Origin of the sequence: Rhizobium sp. BK491, from assembly GCF_014194925.1 — a bacterium.
GTDB lineage: Bacteria > Pseudomonadota > Alphaproteobacteria > Rhizobiales > Rhizobiaceae > Rhizobium.
The window spans coordinates 339,429-363,663 of sequence record NZ_JACIAR010000001.1 but is presented as its reverse complement, the minus strand read 5'-3'; the positions used below and the strand labels follow the sequence as shown (position 1 = coordinate 363,663).

Below are 24,235 nucleotides of genomic sequence, written 5' to 3'. Positions count from 1 at the left end.
GTGGACAACCCGTCGGCGCGCAGGATTTCCACACATGCGGCCTGCGGCGCGCAAAGGACTGCCATATGCTTCGCACCGAACTTTCTCACCAGATGTTTCCCGTTCAAGGTACGCCGCCCGTCCGCTGGCGGATCAGCGACGGTCTCGTGCCTTATGAGGAGGCGGTTGCCACCATGGAGGCTGAGGTAACCGCGATTGCCGAAGGGCAGGCGCCGGAGCTCGTCTGGCTGGTCGAACATCCTCCGCTCTATACGGCGGGCACCAGCGCCGATGCCGCCGATCTGATCGAGCCGGATCGATTCCCGGTCTTTGCGACAGGACGCGGGGGCGAGTATACATATCACGGGCCAGGGCAGCGTGTCGCCTATGTCATGCTGGACCTCAAGCGTCGCCGGCAGGATATCCGCGCCTTTGTCGGCGCGCTCGAAGAGGTCATCATTCGCACGCTCGATTCGATGAACGTGCGCGGCGAGCGGCGAGAGGATCGAGTTGGCGTTTGGGTCAGGCGCCCGGAGAAGCCCGCTCTGGTTAACGGCACCGTGGCTGAGGACAAGATTGCGGCGCTCGGCATCCGCGTGCGCAAATGGGTAACGTTTCACGGCCTTTCGCTGAACGTCGACCCCGATCTCGGGCATTTCACCGGCATCATTCCTTGCGGAATTTCGGCCTATGGCGTTACCAGCCTTGTCGATCTCGGCTTGCCGGTCATGATGGCGGATGTCGATATCCGCCTGCGTGAGGCGTTCGAACAGGTCTTCGGCGAAACTGTCAATGACGCGTGAAGGTGATCGGCGATCGTCCGAAGACGATGCCGGATGTTGCGATGAATTTTAGTGCTAAGCAGGACGGGTCAAACGACCTGTCCGATTTGATGGCGAAAACTGCTATAGCTCGCAGGAGCGCTCTTCGGCGTCCTCTACCATCGGTACTTCCGACTCATTCGGAATGAACCGTTTCGATCTTTCCAAAAGATCGATCCTGTCTTCTGCCTTGAGAAGATCATGCAGTTTCTGATCGCTTAGGATGTTGTCGCCAGTATCATGCGAGGTCATGCGGGTAACTCCTTGACCTCTGCAGGCGAGAGTAGTCGTCTCTCTCAGCCGCTAGCGCCTACGGGTTCGGTAGCCAACGGTGATATAAGCCTATACTCATTTGAATGCTGTGGCGAGTCTTTTGGCGCGTTGTTTCTCGATGGCCTTATCTGCCAGAAAAACGTCTGAAAGAAAAATGCCCTGGAAGGGAGAGCATCCAGGGCATAGAGAGGGGAACTGCATGACGGGAACTAGGGCGCGGTACCCACACTTCAAGACCGAAGCTCACGATAGGTTGTATTTGGTCTGCGATCGCCCTTGCCGAAGCGTATCGCTGGCCGCGAATGACGGAAGTAAAATTGCAATGTGAATCGGCACCATCGATTCTTCCATCTCCGGCTGAACTCAACACAGCGATGAACCGCCATCCAGGATTGCTGCTCCAGTCAAGTCACTCTTTTCGATAGCTATTTTTGTACAGTTTGCGTTCATGTTCGTCCGCATATGGTGTCTTCCGTCGCCCCCAGATCGCGTGTCGATTGACAATCGATGGGGACGATACGATTAATAGTTTCGACATTCGTCATAGAGCGGAGGAAATGCCAATGACAAGTCGTGCCATTCTGTTGATGTCTTTTGCGTCTCTCACAGTTGTAGGCTCGATGGGCCTCGCTTCTTCGGCTTCTGCGCTAACCATGAAAGAGTGCAGCGCCAAATATCAGGCTGCCAAAACTGCTGGTACCTTGAACGGCCAGAAGTGGAATGACTTCCGCACAACGCAGTGCAGCGCGGACGCCAGCGCCACCACGACCACCGCTCCCGCAACCACTGCACCAGCAGCTACGACGCCTGCCAAGCCAGCGAAGACCACTGCGGCAGCCAAGGTCGACGCCAACGAGCCCGACGCTACCAAGCCGCCGGCAGCAGAACCGGCAAAGCCGACCACGGCTGCCCCGGCCGGCGTAACCTTCCCCGCAAAGGTCGACCCGAAATATGCTACCGAGACACCCGGCAAGGGCCGCTTCCACACCTGCGTCGACGCCTATAACGCCGCCAAGGCCAGCAATTCGCTCGGCGGCCTGAAGTGGATCCAGAAGGGCGGCGGCTATTACAGCCTCTGCAATACCAAGCTCAAGGGCTGATTGCGGATCCAACCTCTTGCAGAACGGGCGCCTTTGGGCGCCCGTTTCTGTTTGCTTATATCAATCCCGCATCTTCTCCCATTTTTTTACCAATCGGTCGCGCTTGAGCTTGGAAAGCCGCTGCAGCCAGAAAATGCCATCAAGCTGGTCGATCTCATGCTGGATGCAGATCGCCAGAAAGTCCTGCGCCTCGGCTTCATGGGTTTCGCCGGCGATATCCAGATAGCGAAAGCGGATCGATTTCGGTCTGACGATCTCCTCCGTCGCTCCGGGCATGGAAACGCTGCCCTCCGTATGCCGTGTGGTCTCTGCCGACGACCACAGAATTTCCGGATTGATATAGATGCGCACGCCATCCTCGCGGCTGAGTTCGATCACGACGACCCGCTTGAGAACGCCGATATGCGGGCCGGTGATGCCGACGCCGGGCGCAGCCCGCATGGTGTCCAACAGATCATTGACAAGCATCCGCAGATTGTCGTCGAAGGCCGTGACGGCCGTGGAGGGGCTTCGCAATAGCGGATCGGGGAAGCGGATGATGGGGCGGACAGACACGGCACTCTCTAGCGGAACTGGAGGACATGGGTAGGAGGCCTGCCAGGATAAAGGGAAGATGATAGCAATGCCACCGCCTTGGTGGCCGCGCTTCCCATCGCATTGATTCGTGCATTCGAATCGCTGAGGCGTCTGCTGTCTCTATGACCGTTCCCATCGCATTTACGGGAAATTTCGCCCTCTCAGGCCCTGTTGGCCTATGATTTAGCGCTGCACTGGCGGGTTGAGAACTGACTGCAACCCGTCAAAATTGACTATTACGTAAAAGTCAATATTATGATGGTCAGCAGATTAGGGGCGGATTCTTGGTCGACGGATACTATAGCATAACGGAGCTCACTCGGGAATTCGGGGTTTCGACCCGGACGTTGAGGTTCTATGAGGACGAGGGCCTCATTCATCCTGAGCGCAGGGGCCGAACGCGCCTATTTCGCCCGGCCGACCGGCGTCTGATCATGGAAATTCTGCGCGGCCGCCGCATCGGCTTCACCATTGCCGAAATTCGCGAGATCATACAGGTCTACAAGGAGCCTCCAGGCGAGATCGGGCAGCTGAAGCTGCTGATGAAACGCGTCGACGAAAAGCGCGACGAGCTGCGTCAGAAGCGCAAGGATATCGACGATACGCTGAGCGAACTCGACAATGTCGAGGAAGCCTGCCTCGGACGCCTGGCCGAAATCGGCGTTGGGACCTGATCCGCTATTAAGCGCTCAGCTTTTCAAAACCAGCGGCGCGTCCGTTTGCAATAAAACTCGAACTCGCAGCCGAATCGCGAGAGGAGATGCATCTCCTCGCAGCGGATGACGAGCAACGTCGTCAAGGCGGCCGCCGCTGCCGCCATGGCCAGGAACCAGAGATTGCCGATCAGTAGGCCGAGGCCTGCGGTCAGCAGGGTATAGCCGAGATAGGTTGGGTTGCGGGTGAAGCGAAAGGGGCCTGACGTCACCAAATGCGCTGTGCAGCGCTGCGTCAGAACGGTTGTGCGGCGTTCCAGCAATGTCTTGACGGCCCAGACATTCAATGTAACCGCGATGGCGGTCAGGAGCGCGCCAACCACCCATGCAACCAGCGCCCAGATGAAGGGCAAAGGCAAGGGATAACATCGCTGCAGGGACAGCCCCGCTATGACGGCGAGGCTATAGAGCAGCGGCGGCCACGGAAAACTCAGCGACTTCGAACGATAGGCATTCATAGAATAACCCTGTCATTGCGCTTCATCCGTGCATTGTATCGCGATTCGGCTTACGCGTTCATCGCTATCTGCTTTGATCGCCCCTGATTCCAGCGATTTGAAGAGGTTCTGAGCCTGCAACTTGTCGAGCGTGCATTGGCAGAAGCTGCGGCACATGGCTTCGCTGCCCGATCGCGTGCATGAAGCCACGCATTGCCTGATATAGCCGACCGTCGGGTCCTGCGGTGGAGCGGGAGCGACAAGGGACAACAGATAGACGAGGCCGAAAAGAACCGGCTGGTGAACCAGATAGAAGATCAGGCTGTGACGGCCTGCACGCGCGACGAGATTGCGGCCAGCACCGAATTTCGCAAGCTGTTTCGTCCATCCAAGAGAGAGTGCCAATTGCGCAATGCCGAGGCCGAACAGAAATGGTGTCAGCCACGGGAAGAGCGGTACATAGTCATTCGAGCGCTGAATATTTTCCGAAAGCCCTACCCACCATAGCCACGGCGTGTCGAAGAACGTTGAATGCAGCGACAGAGGCGCGATGACGTTGTCGATCACGATGCCGACGGTGAGCAATGCCGCGACCAAAAGCGTCAAGAATGCGGGCAGGCGCAGGAACAGGAGGCCGATAAGGCTCGCCGCCGCAATGCTGTGGAGGATGCCGAAGAAGATCCATTCGTCTTGCATACCAATGAAGGTGACGAGTGAGATTGCGGCAGCTGCAGCGACAATCATGCCCAGCCGTCGCCAGTAGGACCGCCAGCGAATTTCCGGCGTATTGGCAAGCACGAGACTGAAGCCAGCCAGGAACAGGAAGGTACTGGCAATGGCGCGGGCATAGAGCTTCAGCCAGCCGGTTTCCGCCGTACCAGAATCAAGATAGCCGAAGAATTCGAAATCCCAGGTGCCATGATAGCTCGCCATGGCGAGCAGGGCAGCACCGCGTGCCGTATCCAGAATGCCGATGCGAGGCGTCTTTTGCGCAACGTCGGCGCTCGCGGCGATGGCGGCCATTACGGAAGTCCTTCCAGGCATGAATTCAAGTCTTTGCAGCGGCATGGGCCGACGCGGCCTTGTCATGGCATATCGCTATCCATGATGGCCAGACGGGCGTCGGAAAAAAACTGACGGCGGATCAGCACCACGATGATGAAAATCGTCGTCGCCATGAAGACATAGGGGCTCAGAAACCAGCCGAGATAACCGATGGACAGGAAGATTGCCCTGAGGCCGGCATTGAAATTGCGCGCGGCAATGATGTTCATGCGCACTACGCGCTCGGCGGCTCTTTCCGCGGCCAACGGATCAAGGATGGCATCTTCGCGCATCGGCAGGGAGCCGAAGAGAATGGTGCAATAGTTGAATAGGCGATAGGCCCAGCCGAATTTGAAAAAGGCATAGCCGAAAAGGCAGCCAAGCCCGGCTACCTTGATTTCAAAGGCTGCCCGACCGCCATTGAGTATGAACGGCATATCCGAAAAGAAGGCGTTGATCTTGTCGGTGGCGCCGAGAAGCGCAAAACAGCTGCCGATCGCGAAGATTGATGTGGAGGCAAAGAAGCCGGTGCCGTTCTGCAGGCCGGAGAGGATCTGCGTGTCGATCATCTTCAGATCGCGGCGCAGCGAATTGTATATCCATTCGCGGCGACGCTCGTTCATCGCCAGCGTCAGGCTGGTGCGATTGAAGAAGCTGGCGCTGCTGGTGATCCAGTTCAGCGCGACCCAGAGACAGATGAAAAGGGCGAGGGCGACATAGTCGGCAGTCGTCATAAAGGCAGGTTCTCCAGATCAATCCGATGTGGACTGTAGCTCAGCGCGAGCCGCGCGCAATGGCCTTCCGTTTGCTTCTCGAATGCCTATATGTAATGTCGCTGCCATGAAATCCGATGTCGGCCAATCGCCGTGCAAGCTTGCCGCGATAGCGTAGCCTTGCCGGAAATCGATTTGCCTGGAGGCACCAAAGGTCCATGTTTCTCTCAGTTTTTGATGTGTTCAAGATCGGCGTGGGGCCGTCCAGCTCGCACACGATGGGGCCAATGTCGGCCGCGAATCGCTTCCTGGACCTCTTGCTGTCGAACGAGTGGCCGCGGCCGTCTTCGAATGTACATGTCGAATCGATCAGGGTCAGCCTGCATGGTTCGCTGGCGCATACGGGTATTGGCCACGGCACCGGCAGGGCTGTCATCCTCGGCCTGATGGGCGAAAAGCCCGACAGCGTCGATCCCGATCATATGGATGCCATTATTGACGAAGTGGAGCGCAGCGGACGCATCACGCCGCCAGGTCATCCGACCTATCAATTCCAGCCCAAGACCGATCTGATCTTCGACAAGAAGGTGCCGCTGCCTGGCCATGCCAACGGCATGAGTTTTTCTGCTTTCGACCGGGATGACCGCCTACTCCTGAAGCGCATCTATTATTCCGTCGGCGGTGGATTCGTTGTCACCGATACCGAATTGGAGCAGATGAAGGCCGATCGGGAGAAGCCCGCTGCAGCGGGCGAACGCGTTCCTTTCCCCTTTGCCACCGCCAAGCAGATGCTCGAAATGTCTGAGCGCTCCGGCCTTTCCATCGCACAGATGAAGCGTGCCAACGAAGAGACGCGTATGAGCGCCGAGGAGCTGGATGCTGGCCTTGACCGCATCTGGGCGGCCATGAGCAGCTGTATCGATCGTGGCCTCAAGGTCGACGGCATCATGCCGGGTGGCCTGAAGGTGCGCCGGCGTGCCCGCGCCATTCACGACAAGCTGCAGCAGGAGTGGCGCAGCAACCGGATCAATCCGCTGCTCGCCAATGACTGGTTGAGCGTCTACGCCATGGCGGTCAACGAAGAGAATGCGGCCGGTGGGCGCGTGGTGACGGCGCCGACCAATGGTGCGGCCGGCGTCATTCCTGCTACGATCCGCTACTATCAGCATTTCCATGAGGATTGGGATCAGGACGGCATTCGCAACTATCTTCTGACGGCTGCCGCCGTCGGCGGCATCATCAAGCATAATGCCTCGATTTCCGGCGCCGAAGTCGGCTGTCAGGGCGAGGTCGGTTCGGCGGCTGCGATGGCGGCGGCCGGGCTTGCGGCCGTGATGGGTGCGACGCCGGAACAGATCGAAAATGCCGCAGAAATCGCGCTGGAACATCATCTTGGCATGACCTGCGATCCGGTCGCCGGACTGGTGCAAGTGCCGTGCATCGAACGAAACGCTCTTGGCGCGGTCAAGGCAGTCACTGCTGCCTCGCTCGCCATCAAGGGCGACGGCCAGCATTTCGTGCCGCTCGACGCCTGCATCGAAACCATGCGTCAGACCGGTCACGACATGAGCGAGAAATACAAGGAAACCTCCACCGGTGGTCTGGCGGTCAACGTCGTGGAATGCTGAGTGTGGACGCCTGATCTAAAAGCTTGACGCTGCCGGTCAAAAGGACTTCAACGGCACTATGGCTTTGCATCTCATCAAATTGTGCGTCGGCGCGGATTCGCTTGATGATCTGCGCGAATGGGTTTCCGAGCGGGCAATGAACGCCATCGCTGCAGGACTGGAGCCGCACACGACCCATACGACGCGCATGGTGCCGAAGCGGATCGAGGAACTGCTGGACGGCGGTTCGCTTTATTGGGTGATCAAGGGGCAGGTGCAGGCGCGGCAGAAATTGCTTGGTATCGAGACCTTCACCGATGCTGATGGTATTCAGCGTTGCCGGCTTATTCTCGACCCGCGTGTTGTCGAGACGACAGGGCAGCCGAAGCGTCCATTTCAGGGCTGGCGGTATCTGCCGCAGGACGACGTGCCGCGCGATCTCGATAGTCTCGGCGCGGCAGCCGAATTGCCCGCAGATCTGCGCCGGGAACTTTCCGAACTTGGTTTGCTTTAGCGCAGCCGCATCATGATCGGCGCGCGGCCGGTCGGGGCAGTGATATGCAGATGAATATGCGCTTCCGGCTGTGAGTAGCGCCAGGCGCGTGCGCCATGGCAAAGCAGGATGCCGATCAGGTCTTTCGTCTTGTTGCGTGAGCGCGAACGGCTGAGACCGAGGTCCGCCAGTCGCATCGCCGCTTCATGCAGCGGATGAAGAGCAAAGCTCTTCTGTTTCATCTTGCCCCCGCTATCGAGCGAGAAACCGGGAAAGTTCTCGTTCATTGCCATTTCAAAACCCCGTACACGTTACAAACTCAGGGCCGGCCCGCTTGACGTTCGGAACCGGAAGATCAGAGCCATAGAAGGCCCAACCAATTTTCAAATCATGCGGCGCGAAAACACCCGCCACATGCTTATTCCATACTCGCCCAGCACTTGACGCCGGCACGCTTGAGCGCCTTGCAGGCATTCACTGCTTCGCTCTGATCTTCAAAGCCGCCGAAGCGGGCGCGGTAACCGCCGTCAAAGGCGACCGCATAGGGCTTGGCCGAACGCAATGCCTTGCCGGCTTTGTTCTTTGCCGTATCTAGGAGATCGGTCGCGCCATCCTTACTGGAGGAAACGCCAATCTGAACGATCCAGCCGGTAGGCCCGCGTTCAGCTTTGGTTGTCTTTGCAACCTTCTCGGTCTTTTCGGTGCGCTGCAGCTTTACCAGCTTCGTATCGCTTCTGGAGGTCGATGCCGTCGTTACGGTATCGATTTCATCCTCATCCGCATCGTCCGAAGATCCGGCGGAGGCTGTTTCGTCATAGGCGGGCCGCTTCGCGGGCTCGGGCTTTGCCGAAAGCAGTGGATTGGAGGAGGAAGATTGTGGCGTTACCGCTGCGAAGGCTGCCGCGCTGGAAGGACTGGAATCGGCGACTTCGGTCGCCCCGTTGTTCTTGATCTTTGCGCGGCTGATATCCGCCATGCGTGCGCTGGCTGCCTGCACGTTGGGGGATGCGGCTGGCACCTGCGCGATCACATTGGAATCAATATGCTTTGTCGATGCTTTTGGCAGATAGTCAGCGATCAGCTTGCGCATCTGATTGTCGCGAGCCGGCGTCGAAGCGCCGCCGAGGACTACACCGACTATGGAACGACCGTCGACTTTGACAGAGGTCGCCAGGTTATAGCCGGCGGCACGCGTGTAACCGGTCTTGATGCCGTCAACACCGCGCACGGAGCCGATAAGGCGATTGTGGCCAAGGATCGTGCGATTGCCGAGCCGGAAGCTCGTTTCGGAGAAGAAGCCGTAGTATTCCGGAAAATGTTCGCGCAAAGCTATACCGAGGCGAGCCTGATCACGAGCCGTCGTCATCTGCGCTGTGTTCGGTAGGCCGTTCGGGTTGCGATAGGTCGTGCGCGTCATGCCAAGCGCTCGCGCCTTATCGTTCATCATCCGGGCAAAACCCTCCTCCGAACCGCCGAGCATCTCGCCAAGCGCCATTGCGGCGTCGTTGGCGGACTTCGTGACGATGCCAAGGATCGCCTCGCGCACGGTCACGGAGCGACCGGGGCCGATACCGAGCTTGGTCGGCGCCTGAGCGGCGGCATTCTTTGAAAATACGACGGGAGTATCCAGGGTGATGCGTCCGGCCTCAAGCGCTTCGAAGGTCAGGTAGACCGTCATCATCTTGGTCAGCGAGGCAGGATAGTGGAGCGTATCGGCATTTTCGCTATAGAGAACATTGCCTGTATTGGCGTCGATGACGATACCGGCATATTTCGGACCGGCCGCGCTTGCGTCAACGACAGTCACAGTGATCGTCGCTGTCGCGATCGAAAAACCAAGAAGCGCTCTCGCCAGAATTTTACCGGTTTGAGACGACGAAACGGGTAGAATGGATCTGGACACTAAATCACTCTCTGCTTGCATTTACATTCTCGATTATCCGGCCGCCGCCTCCATGAACGGCCGATCCGCTCGACAGTAGAGGCTTAGCGTTACCAATCGGTTTATGATGAACAGTTGGTTTCAGGTTTTTGCGCCATTTTAGCGGCCATCAACAGCCATTGCCGCGGGCGGGGCATCTTCCACAAGGCGCGTCTTGACGAAGTTCTGGACGGCGGCATCCATCGTGCGCCAATCCCCGAGCTGATTGCTGGAAAAGCGGTAGAGAACACTCAGATCCTTGCCAACCTTGACATCCCTCTGGCAATCACCGCTCGTTGCCAAGGCTGGCGAAGAGGGCAGGAGGCAGCGTACGACATAGTCGGTTTCACCGGATCGCGAAGCGGTTAAAAGGATTTCGCCATTGTAGCCGGCATCGGCGCGAAGCCGATGTGCCGTCAGGCCAAAGGGGCCGGCATAGGAAGCACCGTCCATCAATTGCGAATAGATCGGACCAAGCCGGCCGGACATATCACGAGACATCGTGCTCTGACTGATCTGGAGAAAGATCAGCGAGGACGCTTGCGAGATATCGTCGAAGCGCAACCGGTCGGCTTCACTATAGCCCTGCATCTGCGGCCAGATCAGATAGAGATCGACGCGCTCGGCCGGGCCATTGAGGCGCTCGCTCGGAAAGCGGATGGTGTTCGCGGCGAGGCGTATCGTGTCATCGCCGATCGTGATGGAGATAGGTTTGGTATCGGTCGTATGACCCGCGAGCGAAATTTTCTCGCCGAGCCAGTTTCCACCGACGGATATGGCTACAGTCAGCGCAGCCAGGACGGCAACACCTGCCATGAGCCGATAGACAAAGCCGCTCGATATTAGCGGGCTTTCTTCGACCATTGCGGCGGATGACAGAGGAGCCATGTTCTTGCCTTCATCTCCCTGGGCCCGCCATCTTCGATGACGAGTACCGAGGGCGTCCTACTTTCGAGTCTCATTGAAGATATGATTGGCGCGGTGATGGTTAATTGACGGTTAAATATAGGTCGCAACCCGTGCTAACGGGAAAGTTAATTCGCCGGAATCTTTAGTGCTTATCTCTCGAGCCGCCGCGAAATGAAAAGAGCCGTTCCCGGGGACAGCGGGAACGGCTCGGAAGCACCGGCCTGGACAGAAATCAGGGGACGAGACCGGGCCTCTGACTTTACCGCCGACGCTAGGCCGCCGGCGATCTGGTATGAAGGGGGCTTATTTCAAGCTGCCGACCGCAACAGCGCGACCGTCTTGGATCTTGACCCAGCGAGCCGGATGATCTGCGGACTGGCGCTTCAGGAAGGTGTATTCGGTCTCCGACCAGAGCTTCACCTTGTTGCGCATATTATCGAGAATGAAGTCGCCACGATCCGTGCGGACGGTCAGAACGGCATGGCCTTCGCCGTTCGGCTGCAGCACGACGGTCATGAGCAGATCGGAAGGCGAGACGCCGGCATCGATGAGTTGCTTGCGCTTCAATAGCGCGAAATCCTCGCAGTCGCCGGCGGTGGTCGGGATCGCCCACTTCTCCTCAACACCGTAGAGTTCCATATCCGTCATCGGCTTGATGGTCGTATTGACCGTATAGTTGACCTTCAGGATCGTCTTCCAGCTATCCTCATTGAGGATCATCGGCCCTGCATCGCCACCGGAATAAGCGCATTCACGCGGGTTTTCCTTGCAGAATTCGTAATGACCGATCGGGGGAGCAGCGTCGCCTGTTATCGTCATGTTGGCGGGTGCTGCCTGAGCAGCACCGAACAAGCCAAGAGTTGAAAGCGCCAGAGCGGCAAGGCCGCGAAGTGCGATTTGAAAGTTCATGTCCCTGTCCCTGTTTTATTGGGATCAGAATGACACGCGTGATTTTATCTGACGCAAAATTGCACAGTCAAATTAATGGCTTAGTTAAATCAAATCTGGCGAAAATTCTCATAAAATACGCAGAAAACTTGATTCAAGTTCGCGGCAAATTCGATTAAAATTTGAGGGATTTCGGTATGGATTGCAGCAATGCAAGAGTCTGACATCCGCTGTCTCCAAGCGGCTTTCGGCAATGGGGATCGTTAACGCCCGCGTGCCGATTAAGGCAGTAGACGTGTGTATTGATACAGAGCTCGCGTGGCGACAGGTCGGATTTGGTGTTGGAAATGGCTGCAAGAGCCTGAGCCTGTCTCATTTTGGGAAACCCGGCTCAAAAATATTTTTGATTTTTATTGCCGAGTGTGCCGGCGAAGCCCATCGGTCGCGCGGGTGATTGCAGTCGCCATCTCCGAGACCGCCGGCGAGTGTGCCGCGTTCGCGACGACCACCAGTTCCGCCTCTGGCCATGCCTGTGACAATTCCCAGGCGGTGACGAGCGGTGCTTCGAGGTCCATACGACCATGGATCATCGTGCAGGGGATACCGGCGAGCCGATGGATGTCGCGCAGGATCTGCCGCTCCTCGAGCCAAGCCAGATGGTGGAAGTAATGGCTGATGATCCGAGCGCGCGCCGCCAGATAACGTGGATCGGACCAGCGCGGCGACAGGGCCGCGCGCGGATCGATCAGGATAGAGGCGGCTTCCCATTCGTGCCAATCCCTAGCCGCTTTCACATGGATTGCTGGATCGGGATTGCGCAAGAGGCGATAATAGGCGGCGACTAGGTCACCATCGCGATCAGTCTTAGGTACAGCGGCCCGAAAGCGTGCCCATTCCACAGGAAAGAAACGGCCGAGACCTTGATAGAGCCAATCGATTTCCGATTGTCTCGTCATGGTGACACCGACGAGGAGCAAGCTTTCCACCCGCTGCGGATGGGTTTCGGTATAGGCAAGCGCAAGCGTGCAGCCCCAGGAATTGCCGAATATGATCCAGCGTTCGATTCCGAGGCGCAACCGCAATCGCTCGATATCGGCAATCGTGTGCCATGTCGTATTGGCCGAGAGATCGATCAGCGGTTCCGACGCATGCGGAAGACTGCCGCCGCAGCCGCGCTGATCGAATTGAATGATCCGATAATATTGCGGGTCGAAATAGCGCCGCGTTCCAGCCGAACTACCTGATCCCGGGCCCCCGTGCAGGATGAGGACGGGTGTACCCTCGGGATTGCCCGATTGCATCCAGTAAATCCGCTGGTCGTCGCCGACCTCAAGCAGGCCTTCGTCAAAAGGGATTATGTCCGGGTAGGGCATGTCGCGGTCACGCATCGAGGAGAAGACAGGGATCGCTATTTCGCGACGCTGCGTGACGGGAAGATGACGGTATCAGAGAAATTCGCGCAAGGTTTCGCGAGACTGTAGCGAAAGGAATTCGATCGCAACACCCTCTATGAAATGACGCACGACGCGGCCGCGCATATTGCCGAGACGCACAGGCGTTCCGATGGTGGGGCGTATTTCGACGTCGACCGCTGCGCCGGAGAGCGAGAGGTCCATGATACGGCAGACATATTGCGTACCGTCGTCGAGCGTGAGTTCGCAGCGGGTATTGCGCGGCGTCAGACGATCGTGGCGGCGATCTTCCGGCAGACCGAGTTCGTGCTTGTTGGCAAGCCAGGTCAATTGCGCCGCAAGCTTTTCACGCTTCCGCTCGGTTGCATTGATCGACATGGTGAAACCACGGCCGTCGACCGCAACGACGTAGCCCTCGACTCGGCCAAGGTGGTCGATGTAGGCCACGACCCGCTCATCAGCGCGCGGTCGTCCCAAACAGGTCACGTGAAGGTCGCCCGGCGACATTTCCGTGACAACGCATTCGAATTCCTCATAATTTGCCAGCATCAGACGACCCTGCATATTGATCGGGACCCGCTGAAAGGTCCGCTGATCATTACGAGCAGCATTGCCTGTCATTTGATTGGGCCGCGTCGCCTGGGCTGGCTGAAACGAGTGCATGGAGGCGTCTTGAATCCTATTGCGTCTCATCCAACTAATAGCCGCAACTCCTTAAGGTAAGGTTGTCTTTTCAGAGGCATAAATAAGAGACGATCGCCTATCTTGTTCCGCACTGGGTCAGTTCTAACCCTGTCGCGCCCCATTTTTTGCTTGAATCAATTTTCGGCGGACCCATTCACCAAGGCTCGTGCTTCCCTGATGCGGCAGAAGATTTGCGGGGTTTGGATGGGGAGGCGCATCCACCAGCCGCACGCGGTGCTCGCGAAGCAGCCGGCTGCGATCCAGTGCCAGAAATTCAAGGCTTTCGTTGCCGAGCCAAGGCGCATAAACGGTTGGCGTCAGACAACCAAGCAGTCTGTCGCAAGTGTCGCTCGATGTGCGAACCGGCAGCAATATCATCTCGAAGGTCATGCTGCGGCCGCTGATACAGTAGCCCGTCGCGTGAACCAACGCGGGAACCACGTGTTTCATCACGCCGGCGGCTATGCGTACCGGGTCATCCTGCTGACTGCCAGCCCAGAGCGCTGCGAAATTCTCGCCGCGGAGTTCGCGCCCCATGAGGTTGCAGATCGCCGTACCGGCCAGGCGGAAGCGGGGATTATCGCCCACCGTATTTTCCAGGATAAACAGCTCGGGAAGAATGTGGCCGATTGCCGATGGTTGTATCAAGTTGCGCAGGGGAGCGTCCGCGTTGCCGCGTATACGCTTCCAATAGGTAAATATATCGATGCTCGTCTTATGGCGCATAATGCGTCCGTGTCCCATTTCACTTCAACTACAAGGGCATTCATTGCCCTCGAAACTGACGTTGCGAATTCCATGCCAGAACCGGCCCGTTAGGGTTAACAAAGGGTTTCGGTTGCCTTGTCGAGCGGTCGATGTAAATCTTTGTTCATCACTTCACCAAGTGACCTTCAGCACGAATTTCCCGGGCGCCGGACGAACCATTGAGGTCAGATCCGGAGAGGAGCGCCCCGGTATGCCGCCCGACACTACGGGCGGCTTTTTTTTTGATTTTCGCTGCGTTATGTGTCGATGACTTCTATCGACAAGCAGAGCAAGACATGGATGACGAACAGCTGCCGCGCCCAGAGCCGGAAAATCCGCGGCCGCAGCAGCGAGCCCCGGCCTTCAACTTGCCTCCTGCCATTCTGGCGAGCCTTGCCGTCCTGATCGTCATTTTTGGGGTCATGAACCTTCCCTGGTGGTCGGACGATACGCTGAACTGGATTTATTTCGCCTTCAGTTTCATCCCGGCCCGCTATGCCTTTCCCTTGTCACAGCAGGGGCTGGAATGGCTTTGGACGCCTGTCACCTATTCGCTGCTGCATGGCGGGATCGAGCATATCGTGTTCAACAGCCTTTGGCTGATGGTCTTTGCGGCACCCGTGGCGCGACGCATCGGCGCCCTGCGCTATGTGATTTTCTGGATCTTCTCATCAGCCGCCTCCGCCTTCCTGCATGCGGCGCTCTACTGGGGCGACCAGACGCTTCTGATTGGTGCGTCTGGCGTCGTCTCGGCGCTCATGGGAGCGGCTTGCCGTTTTGCCTTTCCGGCCATGGACAGTCGCAGAGTGTCCATGCGGCAGGCGCATCTCAACCCGCGCCTCGGCATTTTGCAGTCGCTTCGCAGCCGGACAGTCGTCGCCTATATCGTCATGTGGGTTGCCGGCAATGCGCTTGTTGCTTTCGGCATCAACCTTGCGGGCGACAGCTCACAGCCGGTGGCCTGGGATGCTCATATCGGCGGCTTCCTGTTCGGATTCCTGCTTTTCGCCCCCTTCGACCGGCAACCGCCCGAGGAAGTTCGGGAACCTTTACCACTCGATGAATGAGCTGTTGCTTTCTTACTGACACAGGCGCACCATTGGCATCCGTCGATCGTGGGATGAGGAGATCGGCCGACCGACGGGCAAAGCGCCGGTTTGAGCTCCGGGGGTAATTTCGGAACATATCGGACGCTTCAGGTGTTCATCATGCTTTCGAGATGGGAGGATCGAATGTCAGTTTCCGTAAAGGCCATACTTGAAGCCAAGGGCCGCGACGTCGTGACGACGGGCGGTAATACGACCGTTGCAGAGGCCGCGAAAATTCTGAACGAGAATCGGATCGGCGCTATCGTCGTTGTCGGACCGGGCGGCAAGATTTCCGGCATCTTCACCGAGCGGGATGTGGTCAATGCCGTTGCCAAGCAGGGGCAGGAATGCCTCGACAAGCCGATTGCTTCGATGATGACGGCCAAGGTGCACCGCTGCAAAGAAGACACGACAACCGACGAATTGATGGAACTGATGACGATGCGCCGCTTCCGCCATGTTCCCGTCGAGGAGAAGGGCAAGCTTTCCGGCATTATCTCCATCGGCGACGTCGTCAAATGGCGTATCCGCGAGATCGAACTCGAGGCCGAGCAGATCAAGGCCTATATCGCTGGGTGAGGCGAAGTTCGAGGCGGTCCATGCAATCGACCCAGCGGGTCGATTGCAGCGATTAGCTTCATACCCTCAAGCGAAGGGCCGGCTGCTTTTCACAGCTTTTCGGATGACACGTTAGCGCGCGTAGGTTTCCTGCATGCGGCGGATTTCCGGCAACCTCGTGAGAGCCTCCTCGTAGCCGCGTTCAATAGCTTCGCCGGCGCGATGGAATTCCGACAGGCCGATATCGCTAAGGCGGGGATGCATCGCAAGATCCGGCGGATCTCCGGCCAGACGGGCGCGAGCAATCCTATCCTGGATGATATTGAAAGCCTGCACCATGACGCCGGTCATGCCGAGTTTCATGGGCGGCGTCTCATCCCGCCGCAGCAAATCTCCGTTTGGCTGGCCCACATTGTGTTTGACGACAGCCGAGCGGCCGAAAAGGTCATAGTTCAGATTGACCGCCGCCACGAGCGGCTGCTCATACGAACGGCATACCGAAACCGGAACGGGATTGACGAGCGCGCCGTCGACCAAGGTACGGCCATTGCTTCGTACCGGCTCGAAAATGCCGGGCAGGGCATAAGAAGCCCTCAGCGCCGTGATCAGCGAGCCGTTGGCAATCCAGACTTCATGCCCGGTATTCAATTCCGATGCGACAGCGACAAAGGGGCGGTCCAGATCCTCGATCGAAAAGCCTTCCAGGTGCTCTTGCATGCGCTTGGTCAACCGCATGCCGCCGAACAGGCCGCTGCCGCCGATGGTCAGGTCGAGAAGACTGGCGATGCGGCGCATCGTCAGCGAACGGGCAAAGGCCTCGAGTTCGTCTAGCTTGCCGGCAAGATAGCAGCCGCCAACCAGGGCGCCGATCGATGTGCCGGCGATCATGCCGACTTCAATGCCTGCCTCGTCGAGCGCGCGCAGAACGCCGATATGCGCCCAGCCGCGCGCTGCCCCGCCGCCGAGCGCCAGAGCGATTTTGACTTTCCTGGGGGGAGACGGAGGAAGAAGTGGATTGGAGGTATCCTGCGAGAGGCCTGAACCCGTCAAGTTCTGTCCGCCGTTATGACGATTCAAGCCCCAATTCAGCATTTAAACGCCTCCTCCAAGGCTCCGTGTGCCTCGGCTAAAATACTGTCCCTTTTTCGTTTCGAAATCGTATACTGGTTGTAGCTGGTTGAAACACCATCCCCGATAGGTCTACTGCTTGTAAACTTCTTCCGGATTGAAATGCAGGTGATCGTCGGTCACGCTCAGTACCGGCTTGCCATCTTCAAGCTCGACCGTTCGGTAGAAGCAGGAACGACGGCCAGTATGGCATGTTGCGTCATGTCCGGCCACCTCCACTTTCAGCCAGATTGCATCCTGATCGCAATCCGTGCGGATCTCCTTGACCGATTGCAGGTTTCCGGAGGTTTCGCCCTTTTTCCAGATCTTTCCGCGCGAGCGGCTGAAATAATGCGCCGTGCCTGTCTTGATCGTCAGGGCGAGCGCTTCGGCATTCATGTGCGCAAGCATCAGCAGCTCGCCATCCTGCGCATCGGTCACGATCGCGGTGATCAGGCCGCGGTCGTCGAAGCGAGGGGTGAAATCGCCGGCATCTTCGAGTTCGGATTTATCTTCAGAAGGCGCATTGAAAATCAGATTCATCTCCGGCTCTTTCGTTGAAGCCCGGTCAGCGACCTCGGACCAAAGACATGAAGCGGGCCTGCTCAGCCGGATCGGCCTTGAAGGCACCCGTGAAGGTCATCGTCAGCGTGGAGGAACCCTGTTTCTGCACGCCGCGCATGGCCATGCACATATGCTCGGCGTCGATCATGACCGCGACACCGCGCGGACGCAGCGTATCGTCGATCGCATTGGCGATCTGCGCCGTCATGGCTTCCTGCGTCTGCAGGCGACGACCGAAGATCTCGACGACGCGAGCGATCTTGGAGAGGCCAAGCACGCGGCCGTTCGGCAAATAGGCGACATGCGCCTTGCCGATGATCGGCACCATATGGTGTTCGCAATGGGAGAAAAACGGAATATCGCGGACGAGGACGATGTCGTCGTAACCCGAAACCTCTTCGAAGGTTCGGCCGAGCACGTCTTCGGGATTCATGTCGTATCCGGCGAAAAGCTCGCGGTACGCCTTGGCAACACGTGCAGGCGTATCGAGCAGGCCTTCGCGTTGCGGATCATCGCCAGCCCAGCGAAGCAGAACGCGAACTGCGTCTTCGGCTTCCTTCTGCGACGGGCGTTCGGAATCAACGGCTTGCGGAAAGTTCTTTACAATGGCGTCCATTACCTGTGGTTCTCCTGATCCGCCAAGCGGATATCATCTTGTCGGACTCGCCACTGGCATTCCCCGAGGTACGGAGATTGTGTACCTTTGGCGGGCTCCGGGGCGTTCTGGCTGGCGGACAAGCCTGCCGTCCTGCACGGTTTCCCATCAAACTTACAGAAGACCATTGCATTTCGATGGTCTTCGAACGACATACATATAGTATGGCATTGTCCCTGTGAAAGTGTCCTAAGCGGACACGCTGTGTTTTTTGTTTTGAAACGCAAAACAGGTGCATCGGAGCGAAATCTGTGATGGACGACATCTACAACAGCAAAATCCTGGAGTTTGCCGGTAATATCGGCCGCATCGGCAGCCTTCCCGACGCCGATGCCAGCGCCCAGGCCCATTCCAGACTGTGCGGTTCTCGCGTCAAAATCTGGCTGAAAATGGACGGCGATGTGGTGACCGATTTTGCCCATGACGTCAAGGCCTGCGCGCTCGGCCAGGCATCGTCGTCGATCATGGCCCGCCATGTTGTCGGTGCTTCGGCGGAAGAAGTCCGCAAGGCCAGGGAAGACATGCTTGCCATGCTCAAGGCTGACGGTGAGGGGCCGGATGGCCGTTTTGAGGATATGCGTTACCTGAAGCCCGTCAGGGATTACAAGGCGCGTCATGCCTCGACGATGTTGACATTCGATGCGGTCGTGGATGCCATCGGGCAGATAGAAGTAGCGCGTCAAGGCGGAAATGCCAAAACGGCTAAAGTCGTCTTAGCGGGCTGATCATGTGCCAATTCTGTCTTATGCAGGACGAGGATGAAGACGAAGGCGGTGCTGCTCCCTCCAGGCGAGCACGGCGGGATGCATCACCGGCCGGCGACAGGGCAATAAAGTCGCGCAATTATGCCGGGCCTTTCCGCAAGACGCCCGACCGGCTTTTCGGAATGGGCCTCATTCGCCTCTATCAACTGACGCTTTCCGGCTTCATCGGCAATTCCTGCCGCCATATCCCGACCTGCTCGGAATATGGCTATGAGGCAGTTGCCCGCCATGGGCTTTGGGCTGGCGGCTGGATGACACTGTTTCGTGTGGCGCGCTGCGGCCCAGGAGGGACAAGCGGGCTCGATCCTGTGCCTGGAGAACTGGAGCTGCGCTATCACTGGTGGACTCCCTGGCGCTATTTCCGCCTTGGGCAAAAGGCTGCCTGACCGTTGGCGGTCTACGTCGCGCTGCTCTACAGCATTGGCCTCAACTCGGGCCGCAGAGTCGTTATGGCCGATCTCAAAGCCATGGCGGAGAGTTTGGGCTTTCGCAATGCCCGAACGCTTGTCGCAACCGGTAATCTCGTTTTCGAAGCCGAGCCGCAGCCGATTGCGTCGATCGAGGCACAACTCGAAGCGGGTTTTGCCGCGGCTTTCGGCAAGCATGTCGACATCATCGCGCGTGATGCCGACGCATGGCTGAAACTTGTCGAGGGCAATCCGTTCCTCGACGGGATCGCTAGCGAGGTCATCGTGCGGGTGATGCGCCAGCCGCTCGAACCGGACGTTCTTGATATGCTCGCGAGATACAGGCGAGATGAGCGCATGGCCGTTGTCAACGGCGATCTCTGGATCGATTTCGGTCTCAAAGCCAGCGAGTCGAAAATGCTGCCGGCTTTGACGACAAAGCTGCTCGGCATTGGAACGATGCGAAACCGGAACACCGTGCGCGGTTTAGCCGAGATGGTCCGAGCCTAGCGCCGCTTTTCCTTTACTCGAATAGGAAATACCGCTATCAGGCGCGCGGACTTAAGTACGCATTTACTTGGTCCGCATCTTTCGAAACCACCCGCATTCGTTGGCGGGACTGGACAAGGAGAATATAAATGTCCCAATCCGTTTCCCTGACATTTCCCGATGGTTCCGTGCGCAGCTTCGCTGCCGGCACGACCGGTCGCGATGTCGCCGAATCCATTTCCAAGTCACTTGCCAAGAAAGCTGTCGCCATTGCCGTCGACGGCACCGTGCGCGATCTTTCCGATCCCGTGACCGACGGCAAGATCGAGATCATCACCCGGTCGGACGACCGTGCACTGGAACTGATCCGCCACGACACCGCGCACGTGCTTGCCGAAGCCGTACAGGAGCTTTGGCCGGGAACGCAGGTGACGATCGGCCCGGTCATCGAAAACGGCTTCTATTACGATTTCGCCAAGAACGAGCCGTTTACTCCCGATGATCTGCCTGTGATCGAGAAGCGGATGCGCGAGATCATCCAGCGCAACAAGCCGTTCACCAAGGAAATCTGGTCGCGCCAGAAGGCGAGGGAAGTCTTTGCCGCCAAGGGCGAAAACTACAAGGTGGAGCTGGTCGATGCGATCCCGGAAGGTCAGGATCTGAAGATCTATTACCAGGGCGACTGGTTCGATCTATGCCGTGGTCCGCACATGGCTTCGACCGGCCAGATCGGCAACGCCTTCAAGCTGATGAAGGTCGCCGGCGCCTATTGGCGTGGGGACAGCAACAATCCGATGCTGACCCGCATCTATGGCACGGCGTTTGCCGAGCAGGCCGACCTGGATAACTATCTGCACATTCTTGCCGAGGCCGAAAAGCGCGATCATCGCCGTCTCGGCCGCGAAATGGACCTGTTCCATTTCCAGGAAGAAGGCCCCGGCGTCGTTTTCTGGCACGGCAAGGGCTGGCGCATGTTCCAGACGCTAGTGTCCTATATGCGCCGGCGGCTGCAGGGCGACTATCAGGAAGTCAACGCACCGCAGGTGCTCGACAAGTCGCTTTGGGAGACCTCGGGTCACTGGGGCTGGTACCGTGACAACATGTTCAAGGTCACCGTCGCCGGCGACGATACCGACGACGATCGCGTCTTCGCGCTGAAGCCGATGAACTGCCCGGGCCATATCCAGATCTTCAAGCATGGCTTGAAGTCTTACCGCGAACTGCCGATCCGCCTTGCGGAATTCGGTGCCGTGCATCGCTATGAGCCTTCGGGTGCGTTGCATGGCCTGATGCGCGTGCGCGGCTTTACGCAGGACGATGCTCACATCTTCTGCACCGACGAGCAGATGGCGGCCGAGTGCCTGAAGATCAATGATCTCATTCTCTCAGTCTATGAGGACTTCGGCTTCAAGGAGATCGTCGTTAAGCTCTCGACCCGCCCCGACAAGCGCGTCGGTTCGGACGAACTCTGGGACCGTGCCGAAAGCGTGATGATGGACGTGCTGAAAACGATCGAGGCGCAGTCCGAAGGGCGCATCAAGACTGGCATTCTGCCGGGCGAGGGCGCTTTCTACGGTCCGAAGTTCGAATATACGCTCAAGGATGCCATCGGTCGTGAATGGCAGTGCGGTACGACCCAGGTCGATTTCAACCTGCCGGAGCGCTTCGGTGCCTTCTACATCGACCAGCACTCGGAAAAGACGCAGCCTGTCATGATCCATCGCGCCATTTGCGGTTCGATGGAACGCTTCCTCGGCATCCTGATCGAGAACTTCGCCGGCCACATGCCGCTGTGGGTCTCGCCGCTGCAGGTCGTCGTCGCCACCATCACCTCGGAAGCCGATGCCTACGGCGAAGAAGTTGCCGAAGCGCTGCGCGATGCCGGTCTCGATGTCGAGACCGACTTCCGCAACGAGAAGATCAACTACAAGATCCGCGAGCACTCGGTGACGAAGGTTCCGGTGATCATCGTTTGCGGCAAGAAGGAAGCCGAAGAGCGTTCGGTCAATATCCGCCGCCTCGGCAGCCAGTCGCAAACGTCGATGTCGCTCGACGAGGCGATCGCCTCGCTTGCTCTCGAAGCGACGCCGCCGGACATTCTGCGTAAGCGCGAAGCACGGCGCGTCAAGGCCGCTTGACGCCCTCATACCTGACGGCACCTTCAGGGTGCCGTCAGAGAACTGACATACAGCTTTCATATAGTTGATGAATCAACGCGTTGCTGTGGCTGCAGCATGTGACGCAACTGAGACCATAGGAGCGGGGCAGCCCGTCGCGCACTTGGAATTCAAAGAATTATCCTACGCCAACGAACGGGACACGCGGATCAAGCGCTGGTTCATCCGCTCCATCGAAGGTCTTTCCGGCAGGGACCGTTACGCCCGGCTCTACGATATCTGGCGCACCGATATCGTCGGCAAGAGCGAGCGGGTCTTCGGCAAGATGCTCGATCTCATCGATGTGCGCCTGCTCATCAAGGGCGAGTGGCCGCCGAACCAGATTCCAGAAGCGCCGATCGTCATCGTCGCCAATCACCCCTACGGCATCGGCGACGGCATCGCGGTGCTGGCGCTTGCCGAGCAACTGGGGCGCCCCTTCAAGGTCCTCATCAACAACGAATTGTTGAAAGTGCCTGAAATGAACGATTATTCGCTACCGGTTTCTTTCGAAGAAACCAAGGAAGCGATGGCAATCAACATGAAGACCCGGCATGAGGCCGTTCGCCTGCTCAAGGAAGGCACGACGATCATCGTCTTTCCAGCCGGCGGTGTGGCAACCGCCAAGAAGGGTTTCGGCCGGGCAGAAGATCTGCCCTGGAAAATATTCCCGGCAAAACTCATTCAGGCGGCCCGCGCCAGCGTCATTCCCATCTATTTTGAAGGGCAGAACGGGCGGCTGTTCCATCTGGCAAGCCGGATTTCGATGACCCTGCGCATCTCACTGCTAATCCGCGAATTCCGGCGTCTCTCCGGCAGCACCATCACTGCCCATATCGGCGCTCTTCGCAGCTGGGAGGCCCTTAGCGAGGGCAGTGACCGCAAGGATCTGCTGGCGAAGCTCTATGGCGCAGTCTTCTCCATGGCCCCGCCGAGAAAGCTGCTCCGGCGCCGGGCGGGATGAATCGCGAGACTTTTGTCGCCGAGTGACAACTGTCTGGATGGTTCGCGCCAGCGACCAAATGGCGTCGCAGTCGTCAATCCATGCTATCGCCGTCGTCGCCGCCAGCGGCCGGCGCCAATTGTTCATAGGTGGGCAGCGGCTGCTGGTTGGTCGTGGCCGGCGGTGTCTGGCTCTGGCGCATTGGCGGCATCTGGATCGGTAGCTGTCGGGCCGATTGTTCGGTATCGACCTCCTGCGGCTGTTGCTGTTTCATCAGCACTTCCACATCCGTATTCATGCCGGCGGCGACGGTAAAGTCGCGCTGATAGATCTTGTCCTTGTTTCGGGCGACGGCCGTGTAGCGGCCTTCCGCAAGCACCATGGTCGGGAACGCGCTGACGCTTTCGCCAACGATATCGCCCGCAGCTGTCAGGATCGACCAGGCAGTATCGGCGATTGCCTCACCGCCGGCATCCGAAACCAGCTTGAAGGTGATCTTTGCCGCCCTGTGCTGAATGGTCGCTTCCGTCACCTTGCCGGCTTCCACCTGGATATCGGCGCGGATGACGGCATTGACCTCGCCGTATTCGGAAACGACATGATAGGTGCCGGCACTCAGGCCGACCAGCGTGTTCGGCTTGACATCGTCCATGACAAGACCACGCTCGCCGTCCTCCTTGGTTTCGCTCGAGTAGATCGAGAAGCTCAGCTCGTTCGGAGGGATGCGGACATCGGGCCCGGATACGGCGTTCAGGACCATGCCACCGGCATCGAGAACCATCGTCTGCTTCTGGGTGTCGCCGCTTTCAGGCACGCTAAGCCGCTTGGTGACGCCGGCGCGGCCGAAAGAGACATTGACGAAATAATCGCCCGGCAAAAGGTGAAAGGAGGCCGAGCCTCCGCGCGAACTGGCGACCAGCGGCAGTTTGCCATCAGCGCCCGCAATCGGGCTGAAGACGTACCAGGCGAGGCCCTGCTGCTGCGGGCCGCTCTGGGGCGTGAGCTTGGCTTCGAGGGAAACGTCGCGCAATGTGCGCGCAGGCGAATTCTCGCCATTCGGTGCCACGAAAGCATTGAGCTTCGGCATCTTGACGCTGCCGTCGAGCTGCTTGAATTCCTTGAAGGCATCCTGTGCCGGGACGGCAGTGTTCATGCTCACAAGCATCGCGAAAGCCGCGCTCAATCGG

At 58.3% G+C, this 24,235-nt stretch carries 28 protein-coding genes; 12 read left to right on the top strand and 16 right to left on the bottom strand.

From position 1 onward, the window contains the following. Positions 1-65: 65 nt before the first annotated feature. Positions 66-782 carry a lipoyl(octanoyl) transferase LipB gene (lipB, locus tag FHX05_RS01890; protein ID WP_183870510.1) on the top strand — a complete coding sequence of 239 codons (717 nt, stop codon included), beginning with the start codon at positions 66-68 and terminating at the stop codon, positions 780-782. A 102-nt stretch (positions 783-884) separates the two neighbouring features. Here lipB and FHX05_RS01885 read toward each other — a convergent pair whose 3' ends face one another. Beyond that, positions 885-1,052: a hypothetical protein gene (locus tag FHX05_RS01885; RefSeq protein WP_162700929.1), complete on the bottom strand. Its 168-nt coding sequence runs from the start codon at positions 1,050-1,052 to the stop codon at positions 885-887. Positions 1,053-1,636: 584 nt separating this feature from the next. On the opposite strand from FHX05_RS01885, the gene FHX05_RS01880 reads away from it, so the two are divergent. Then, positions 1,637-2,173, top strand: a complete 537-nt coding sequence (locus FHX05_RS01880; RefSeq protein WP_041677455.1) for a hypothetical protein — start codon at positions 1,637-1,639, stop codon at positions 2,171-2,173. 60 nt (positions 2,174-2,233) lie between these two features. Here FHX05_RS01880 and FHX05_RS01875 read toward each other — a convergent pair whose 3' ends face one another. Then, a complete protein-coding gene (locus tag FHX05_RS01875; protein ID WP_183870509.1) occupies positions 2,234-2,728 on the bottom strand; it encodes a peptide deformylase in 495 nt (164 codons plus the stop codon). Positions 2,729-3,033: 305 nt separating this feature from the next. Between FHX05_RS01875 and FHX05_RS01870 the strand changes: the two genes are divergently transcribed. Beyond that, positions 3,034-3,423: a MerR family DNA-binding transcriptional regulator gene (locus tag FHX05_RS01870; protein WP_069612249.1), complete on the top strand. Its 390-nt coding sequence runs from the start codon at positions 3,034-3,036 to the stop codon at positions 3,421-3,423. A 23-nt stretch (positions 3,424-3,446) separates the two neighbouring features. Here the strand turns inward: FHX05_RS01870 and FHX05_RS01865 are convergent, their stop codons facing one another. The 3 genes from FHX05_RS01865 to FHX05_RS01855 all read right to left on the bottom strand — a co-directional run bounded on the left by FHX05_RS01865 (position 3,447) and on the right by FHX05_RS01855 (position 5,677). Beyond that, a complete protein-coding gene (locus FHX05_RS01865; protein WP_183710048.1) occupies positions 3,447-3,920 on the bottom strand; it encodes an isoprenylcysteine carboxylmethyltransferase family protein in 474 nt (157 codons plus the stop codon). A 12-nt stretch (positions 3,921-3,932) separates the two neighbouring features. After that, positions 3,933-4,922: a DUF1624 domain-containing protein gene (locus FHX05_RS01860; protein WP_183710049.1), complete on the bottom strand. Its 990-nt coding sequence runs from the start codon at positions 4,920-4,922 to the stop codon at positions 3,933-3,935. 62 nt (positions 4,923-4,984) lie between these two features. Beyond that, positions 4,985-5,677 (bottom strand): DUF599 family protein, encoded by a 693-nt coding sequence (locus FHX05_RS01855; RefSeq protein ID WP_183870508.1) that lies wholly within the window; start codon positions 5,675-5,677, stop codon positions 4,985-4,987. Between the two features lie 197 nt (positions 5,678-5,874). Here FHX05_RS01855 and FHX05_RS01850 point away from each other — a divergent pair, with 197 nt between their 5' ends. Further along, positions 5,875-7,284: an L-serine ammonia-lyase gene (locus tag FHX05_RS01850; protein WP_183870507.1), complete on the top strand. Its 1,410-nt coding sequence runs from the start codon at positions 5,875-5,877 to the stop codon at positions 7,282-7,284. Positions 7,285-7,342: 58 nt separating this feature from the next. After that, positions 7,343-7,777: a DUF1489 family protein gene (locus FHX05_RS01845; protein ID WP_183870506.1), complete on the top strand. Its 435-nt coding sequence runs from the start codon at positions 7,343-7,345 to the stop codon at positions 7,775-7,777. On the opposite strand, the gene FHX05_RS01840 is transcribed toward FHX05_RS01845, so the two are convergent. The 7 genes from FHX05_RS01840 to FHX05_RS01810 all read right to left on the bottom strand — a co-directional run bounded on the left by FHX05_RS01840 (position 7,774) and on the right by FHX05_RS01810 (position 14,296). Continuing rightward, the gene (locus FHX05_RS01840) at positions 7,774-8,049 is read right to left on the bottom strand and encodes a hypothetical protein (RefSeq protein ID WP_075856917.1); all 276 of its coding nucleotides are present in this window, start codon (positions 8,047-8,049) and stop codon (positions 7,774-7,776) included. The genes FHX05_RS01845 and FHX05_RS01840 overlap by 4 nt on opposite strands. A gap of 125 nt (positions 8,050-8,174) precedes the next feature. Further along, complete coding sequence (locus FHX05_RS01835) at positions 8,175-9,680, bottom strand: D-alanyl-D-alanine carboxypeptidase (RefSeq protein ID WP_183870505.1); 1,506 nt, start codon at positions 9,678-9,680, stop codon at positions 8,175-8,177. Between the two features lie 117 nt (positions 9,681-9,797). Then, positions 9,798-10,565 carry a hypothetical protein gene (locus FHX05_RS01830; protein WP_246698832.1) on the bottom strand — a complete coding sequence of 256 codons (768 nt, stop codon included), beginning with the start codon at positions 10,563-10,565 and terminating at the stop codon, positions 9,798-9,800. A gap of 324 nt (positions 10,566-10,889) precedes the next feature. Next, a complete protein-coding gene (locus FHX05_RS01825; RefSeq protein ID WP_112338987.1) occupies positions 10,890-11,495 on the bottom strand; it encodes a transglutaminase-like cysteine peptidase in 606 nt (201 codons plus the stop codon). A 389-nt stretch (positions 11,496-11,884) separates the two neighbouring features. Beyond that, entirely contained in the window at positions 11,885-12,847 is a 963-nt protein-coding gene (gene pip / locus FHX05_RS01820; RefSeq protein ID WP_183870504.1) for a prolyl aminopeptidase, read from the bottom strand. Between the two features lie 72 nt (positions 12,848-12,919). After that, on the bottom strand, positions 12,920-13,549 hold the full coding sequence (locus tag FHX05_RS01815) for a PilZ domain-containing protein (RefSeq protein WP_112602690.1): 630 nt from the start codon (positions 13,547-13,549) through the stop codon (positions 12,920-12,922). Positions 13,550-13,672: 123 nt separating this feature from the next. Next, positions 13,673-14,296, bottom strand: a complete 624-nt coding sequence (locus FHX05_RS01810; protein WP_246698831.1) for a PAS domain-containing protein — start codon at positions 14,294-14,296, stop codon at positions 13,673-13,675. A 317-nt stretch (positions 14,297-14,613) separates the two neighbouring features. On the opposite strand from FHX05_RS01810, the gene FHX05_RS01805 reads away from it, so the two are divergent. Together FHX05_RS01805 and FHX05_RS01800 are read left to right on the top strand one after the other, a co-directional pair. Next, a complete protein-coding gene (locus FHX05_RS01805; RefSeq protein ID WP_183870502.1) occupies positions 14,614-15,384 on the top strand; it encodes a rhomboid family intramembrane serine protease in 771 nt (256 codons plus the stop codon). 165 nt (positions 15,385-15,549) lie between these two features. Further along, a complete protein-coding gene (locus FHX05_RS01800; protein ID WP_015339966.1) occupies positions 15,550-15,984 on the top strand; it encodes a CBS domain-containing protein in 435 nt (144 codons plus the stop codon). A 111-nt stretch (positions 15,985-16,095) separates the two neighbouring features. Here the strand turns inward: FHX05_RS01800 and FHX05_RS01795 are convergent, their stop codons facing one another. From FHX05_RS01795 to folE, 3 genes are all read right to left on the bottom strand, one after another. Beyond that, positions 16,096-17,055: a patatin-like phospholipase family protein gene (locus FHX05_RS01795; protein WP_015339965.1), complete on the bottom strand. Its 960-nt coding sequence runs from the start codon at positions 17,053-17,055 to the stop codon at positions 16,096-16,098. A 108-nt stretch (positions 17,056-17,163) separates the two neighbouring features. Next, the gene (gene hisI, locus FHX05_RS01790) at positions 17,164-17,613 is read right to left on the bottom strand and encodes a phosphoribosyl-AMP cyclohydrolase (RefSeq protein ID WP_183870501.1); all 450 of its coding nucleotides are present in this window, start codon (positions 17,611-17,613) and stop codon (positions 17,164-17,166) included. 25 nt (positions 17,614-17,638) lie between these two features. Next, a complete protein-coding gene (folE, locus tag FHX05_RS01785; protein WP_112398297.1) occupies positions 17,639-18,250 on the bottom strand; it encodes a GTP cyclohydrolase I FolE in 612 nt (203 codons plus the stop codon). A 290-nt stretch (positions 18,251-18,540) separates the two neighbouring features. On the opposite strand from folE, the gene FHX05_RS01780 reads away from it, so the two are divergent. The 5 genes from FHX05_RS01780 to FHX05_RS01760 all read left to right on the top strand — a co-directional run bounded on the left by FHX05_RS01780 (position 18,541) and on the right by FHX05_RS01760 (position 23,069). Beyond that, the gene (locus FHX05_RS01780; RefSeq protein ID WP_183870500.1) at positions 18,541-19,014 is read left to right on the top strand and encodes an iron-sulfur cluster assembly scaffold protein; all 474 of its coding nucleotides are present in this window, start codon (positions 18,541-18,543) and stop codon (positions 19,012-19,014) included. 2 nt (positions 19,015-19,016) lie between these two features. After that, positions 19,017-19,439: a membrane protein insertion efficiency factor YidD gene (gene yidD / locus FHX05_RS01775; RefSeq protein ID WP_183870499.1), complete on the top strand. Its 423-nt coding sequence runs from the start codon at positions 19,017-19,019 to the stop codon at positions 19,437-19,439. A 3-nt stretch (positions 19,440-19,442) separates the two neighbouring features. Further along, entirely contained in the window at positions 19,443-19,970 is a 528-nt protein-coding gene (locus FHX05_RS01770; RefSeq protein ID WP_183870498.1) for a DUF1697 domain-containing protein, read from the top strand. A 128-nt stretch (positions 19,971-20,098) separates the two neighbouring features. After that, positions 20,099-22,087, top strand: a complete 1,989-nt coding sequence (gene thrS / locus FHX05_RS01765; protein WP_183870497.1) for a threonine--tRNA ligase — start codon at positions 20,099-20,101, stop codon at positions 22,085-22,087. Positions 22,088-22,229: 142 nt separating this feature from the next. Continuing rightward, complete coding sequence (locus FHX05_RS01760) at positions 22,230-23,069, top strand: lysophospholipid acyltransferase family protein (RefSeq protein ID WP_112602682.1); 840 nt, start codon at positions 22,230-22,232, stop codon at positions 23,067-23,069. 73 nt (positions 23,070-23,142) lie between these two features. Here the strand turns inward: FHX05_RS01760 and FHX05_RS01755 are convergent, their stop codons facing one another. Then, a complete protein-coding gene (locus FHX05_RS01755; RefSeq protein WP_246698830.1) occupies positions 23,143-24,213 on the bottom strand; it encodes a hypothetical protein in 1,071 nt (356 codons plus the stop codon). Positions 24,214-24,235 lie beyond the last annotated feature (22 nt).

Bases quoted from the DNA above. Each gene is read 5' to 3' on its own strand.
- FHX05_RS01815 (WP_112602690.1), bottom strand. From the start codon at position 13,549: ATGCACTCGTTTCAGCCAGCCCAGGCGACGCGGCCCAATCAAATGACA.
- FHX05_RS01795 (WP_015339965.1), bottom strand. From the start codon at position 17,055: ATGCTGAATTGGGGCTTGAATCGTCATAACGGCGGACAGAACTTGACG.
- folE (WP_112398297.1), bottom strand. From the start codon at position 18,250: ATGGACGCCATTGTAAAGAACTTTCCGCAAGCCGTTGATTCCGAACGC.
- FHX05_RS01845 (WP_183870506.1), top strand. From the start codon at position 7,343: ATGGCTTTGCATCTCATCAAATTGTGCGTCGGCGCGGATTCGCTTGAT.
- FHX05_RS01800 (WP_015339966.1), top strand. From the start codon at position 15,550: ATGTCAGTTTCCGTAAAGGCCATACTTGAAGCCAAGGGCCGCGACGTC.
- lipB (WP_183870510.1), top strand. From the start codon at position 66: ATGCTTCGCACCGAACTTTCTCACCAGATGTTTCCCGTTCAAGGTACG.
- thrS (WP_183870497.1), top strand. From the start codon at position 20,099: ATGTCCCAATCCGTTTCCCTGACATTTCCCGATGGTTCCGTGCGCAGC.
- FHX05_RS01835 (WP_183870505.1), bottom strand. From the start codon at position 9,680: ATGCAAGCAGAGAGTGATTTAGTGTCCAGATCCATTCTACCCGTTTCG.
- FHX05_RS01885 (WP_162700929.1), bottom strand. From the start codon at position 1,052: ATGACCTCGCATGATACTGGCGACAACATCCTAAGCGATCAGAAACTG.
- FHX05_RS01830 (WP_246698832.1), bottom strand. From the start codon at position 10,565: ATGGCTCCTCTGTCATCCGCCGCAATGGTCGAAGAAAGCCCGCTAATA.
- FHX05_RS01810 (WP_246698831.1), bottom strand. From the start codon at position 14,296: ATGCGCCATAAGACGAGCATCGATATATTTACCTATTGGAAGCGTATA.
- FHX05_RS01755 (WP_246698830.1), bottom strand. From the start codon at position 24,213: ATGCTTGTGAGCATGAACACTGCCGTCCCGGCACAGGATGCCTTCAAG.
- FHX05_RS01860 (WP_183710049.1), bottom strand. From the start codon at position 4,922: ATGGCCGCCATCGCCGCGAGCGCCGACGTTGCGCAAAAGACGCCTCGC.
- FHX05_RS01865 (WP_183710048.1), bottom strand. From the start codon at position 3,920: ATGAATGCCTATCGTTCGAAGTCGCTGAGTTTTCCGTGGCCGCCGCTG.
- pip (WP_183870504.1), bottom strand. From the start codon at position 12,847: ATGCCCTACCCGGACATAATCCCTTTTGACGAAGGCCTGCTTGAGGTC.
- FHX05_RS01840 (WP_075856917.1), bottom strand. From the start codon at position 8,049: ATGGCAATGAACGAGAACTTTCCCGGTTTCTCGCTCGATAGCGGGGGC.
- FHX05_RS01855 (WP_183870508.1), bottom strand. From the start codon at position 5,677: ATGACGACTGCCGACTATGTCGCCCTCGCCCTTTTCATCTGTCTCTGG.
- FHX05_RS01825 (WP_112338987.1), bottom strand. From the start codon at position 11,495: ATGAACTTTCAAATCGCACTTCGCGGCCTTGCCGCTCTGGCGCTTTCA.
- FHX05_RS01805 (WP_183870502.1), top strand. From the start codon at position 14,614: ATGGATGACGAACAGCTGCCGCGCCCAGAGCCGGAAAATCCGCGGCCG.
- FHX05_RS01880 (WP_041677455.1), top strand. From the start codon at position 1,637: ATGACAAGTCGTGCCATTCTGTTGATGTCTTTTGCGTCTCTCACAGTT.
- hisI (WP_183870501.1), bottom strand. From the start codon at position 17,613: ATGAATCTGATTTTCAATGCGCCTTCTGAAGATAAATCCGAACTCGAA.
- yidD (WP_183870499.1), top strand. From the start codon at position 19,017: ATGTGCCAATTCTGTCTTATGCAGGACGAGGATGAAGACGAAGGCGGT.
- FHX05_RS01850 (WP_183870507.1), top strand. From the start codon at position 5,875: ATGTTTCTCTCAGTTTTTGATGTGTTCAAGATCGGCGTGGGGCCGTCC.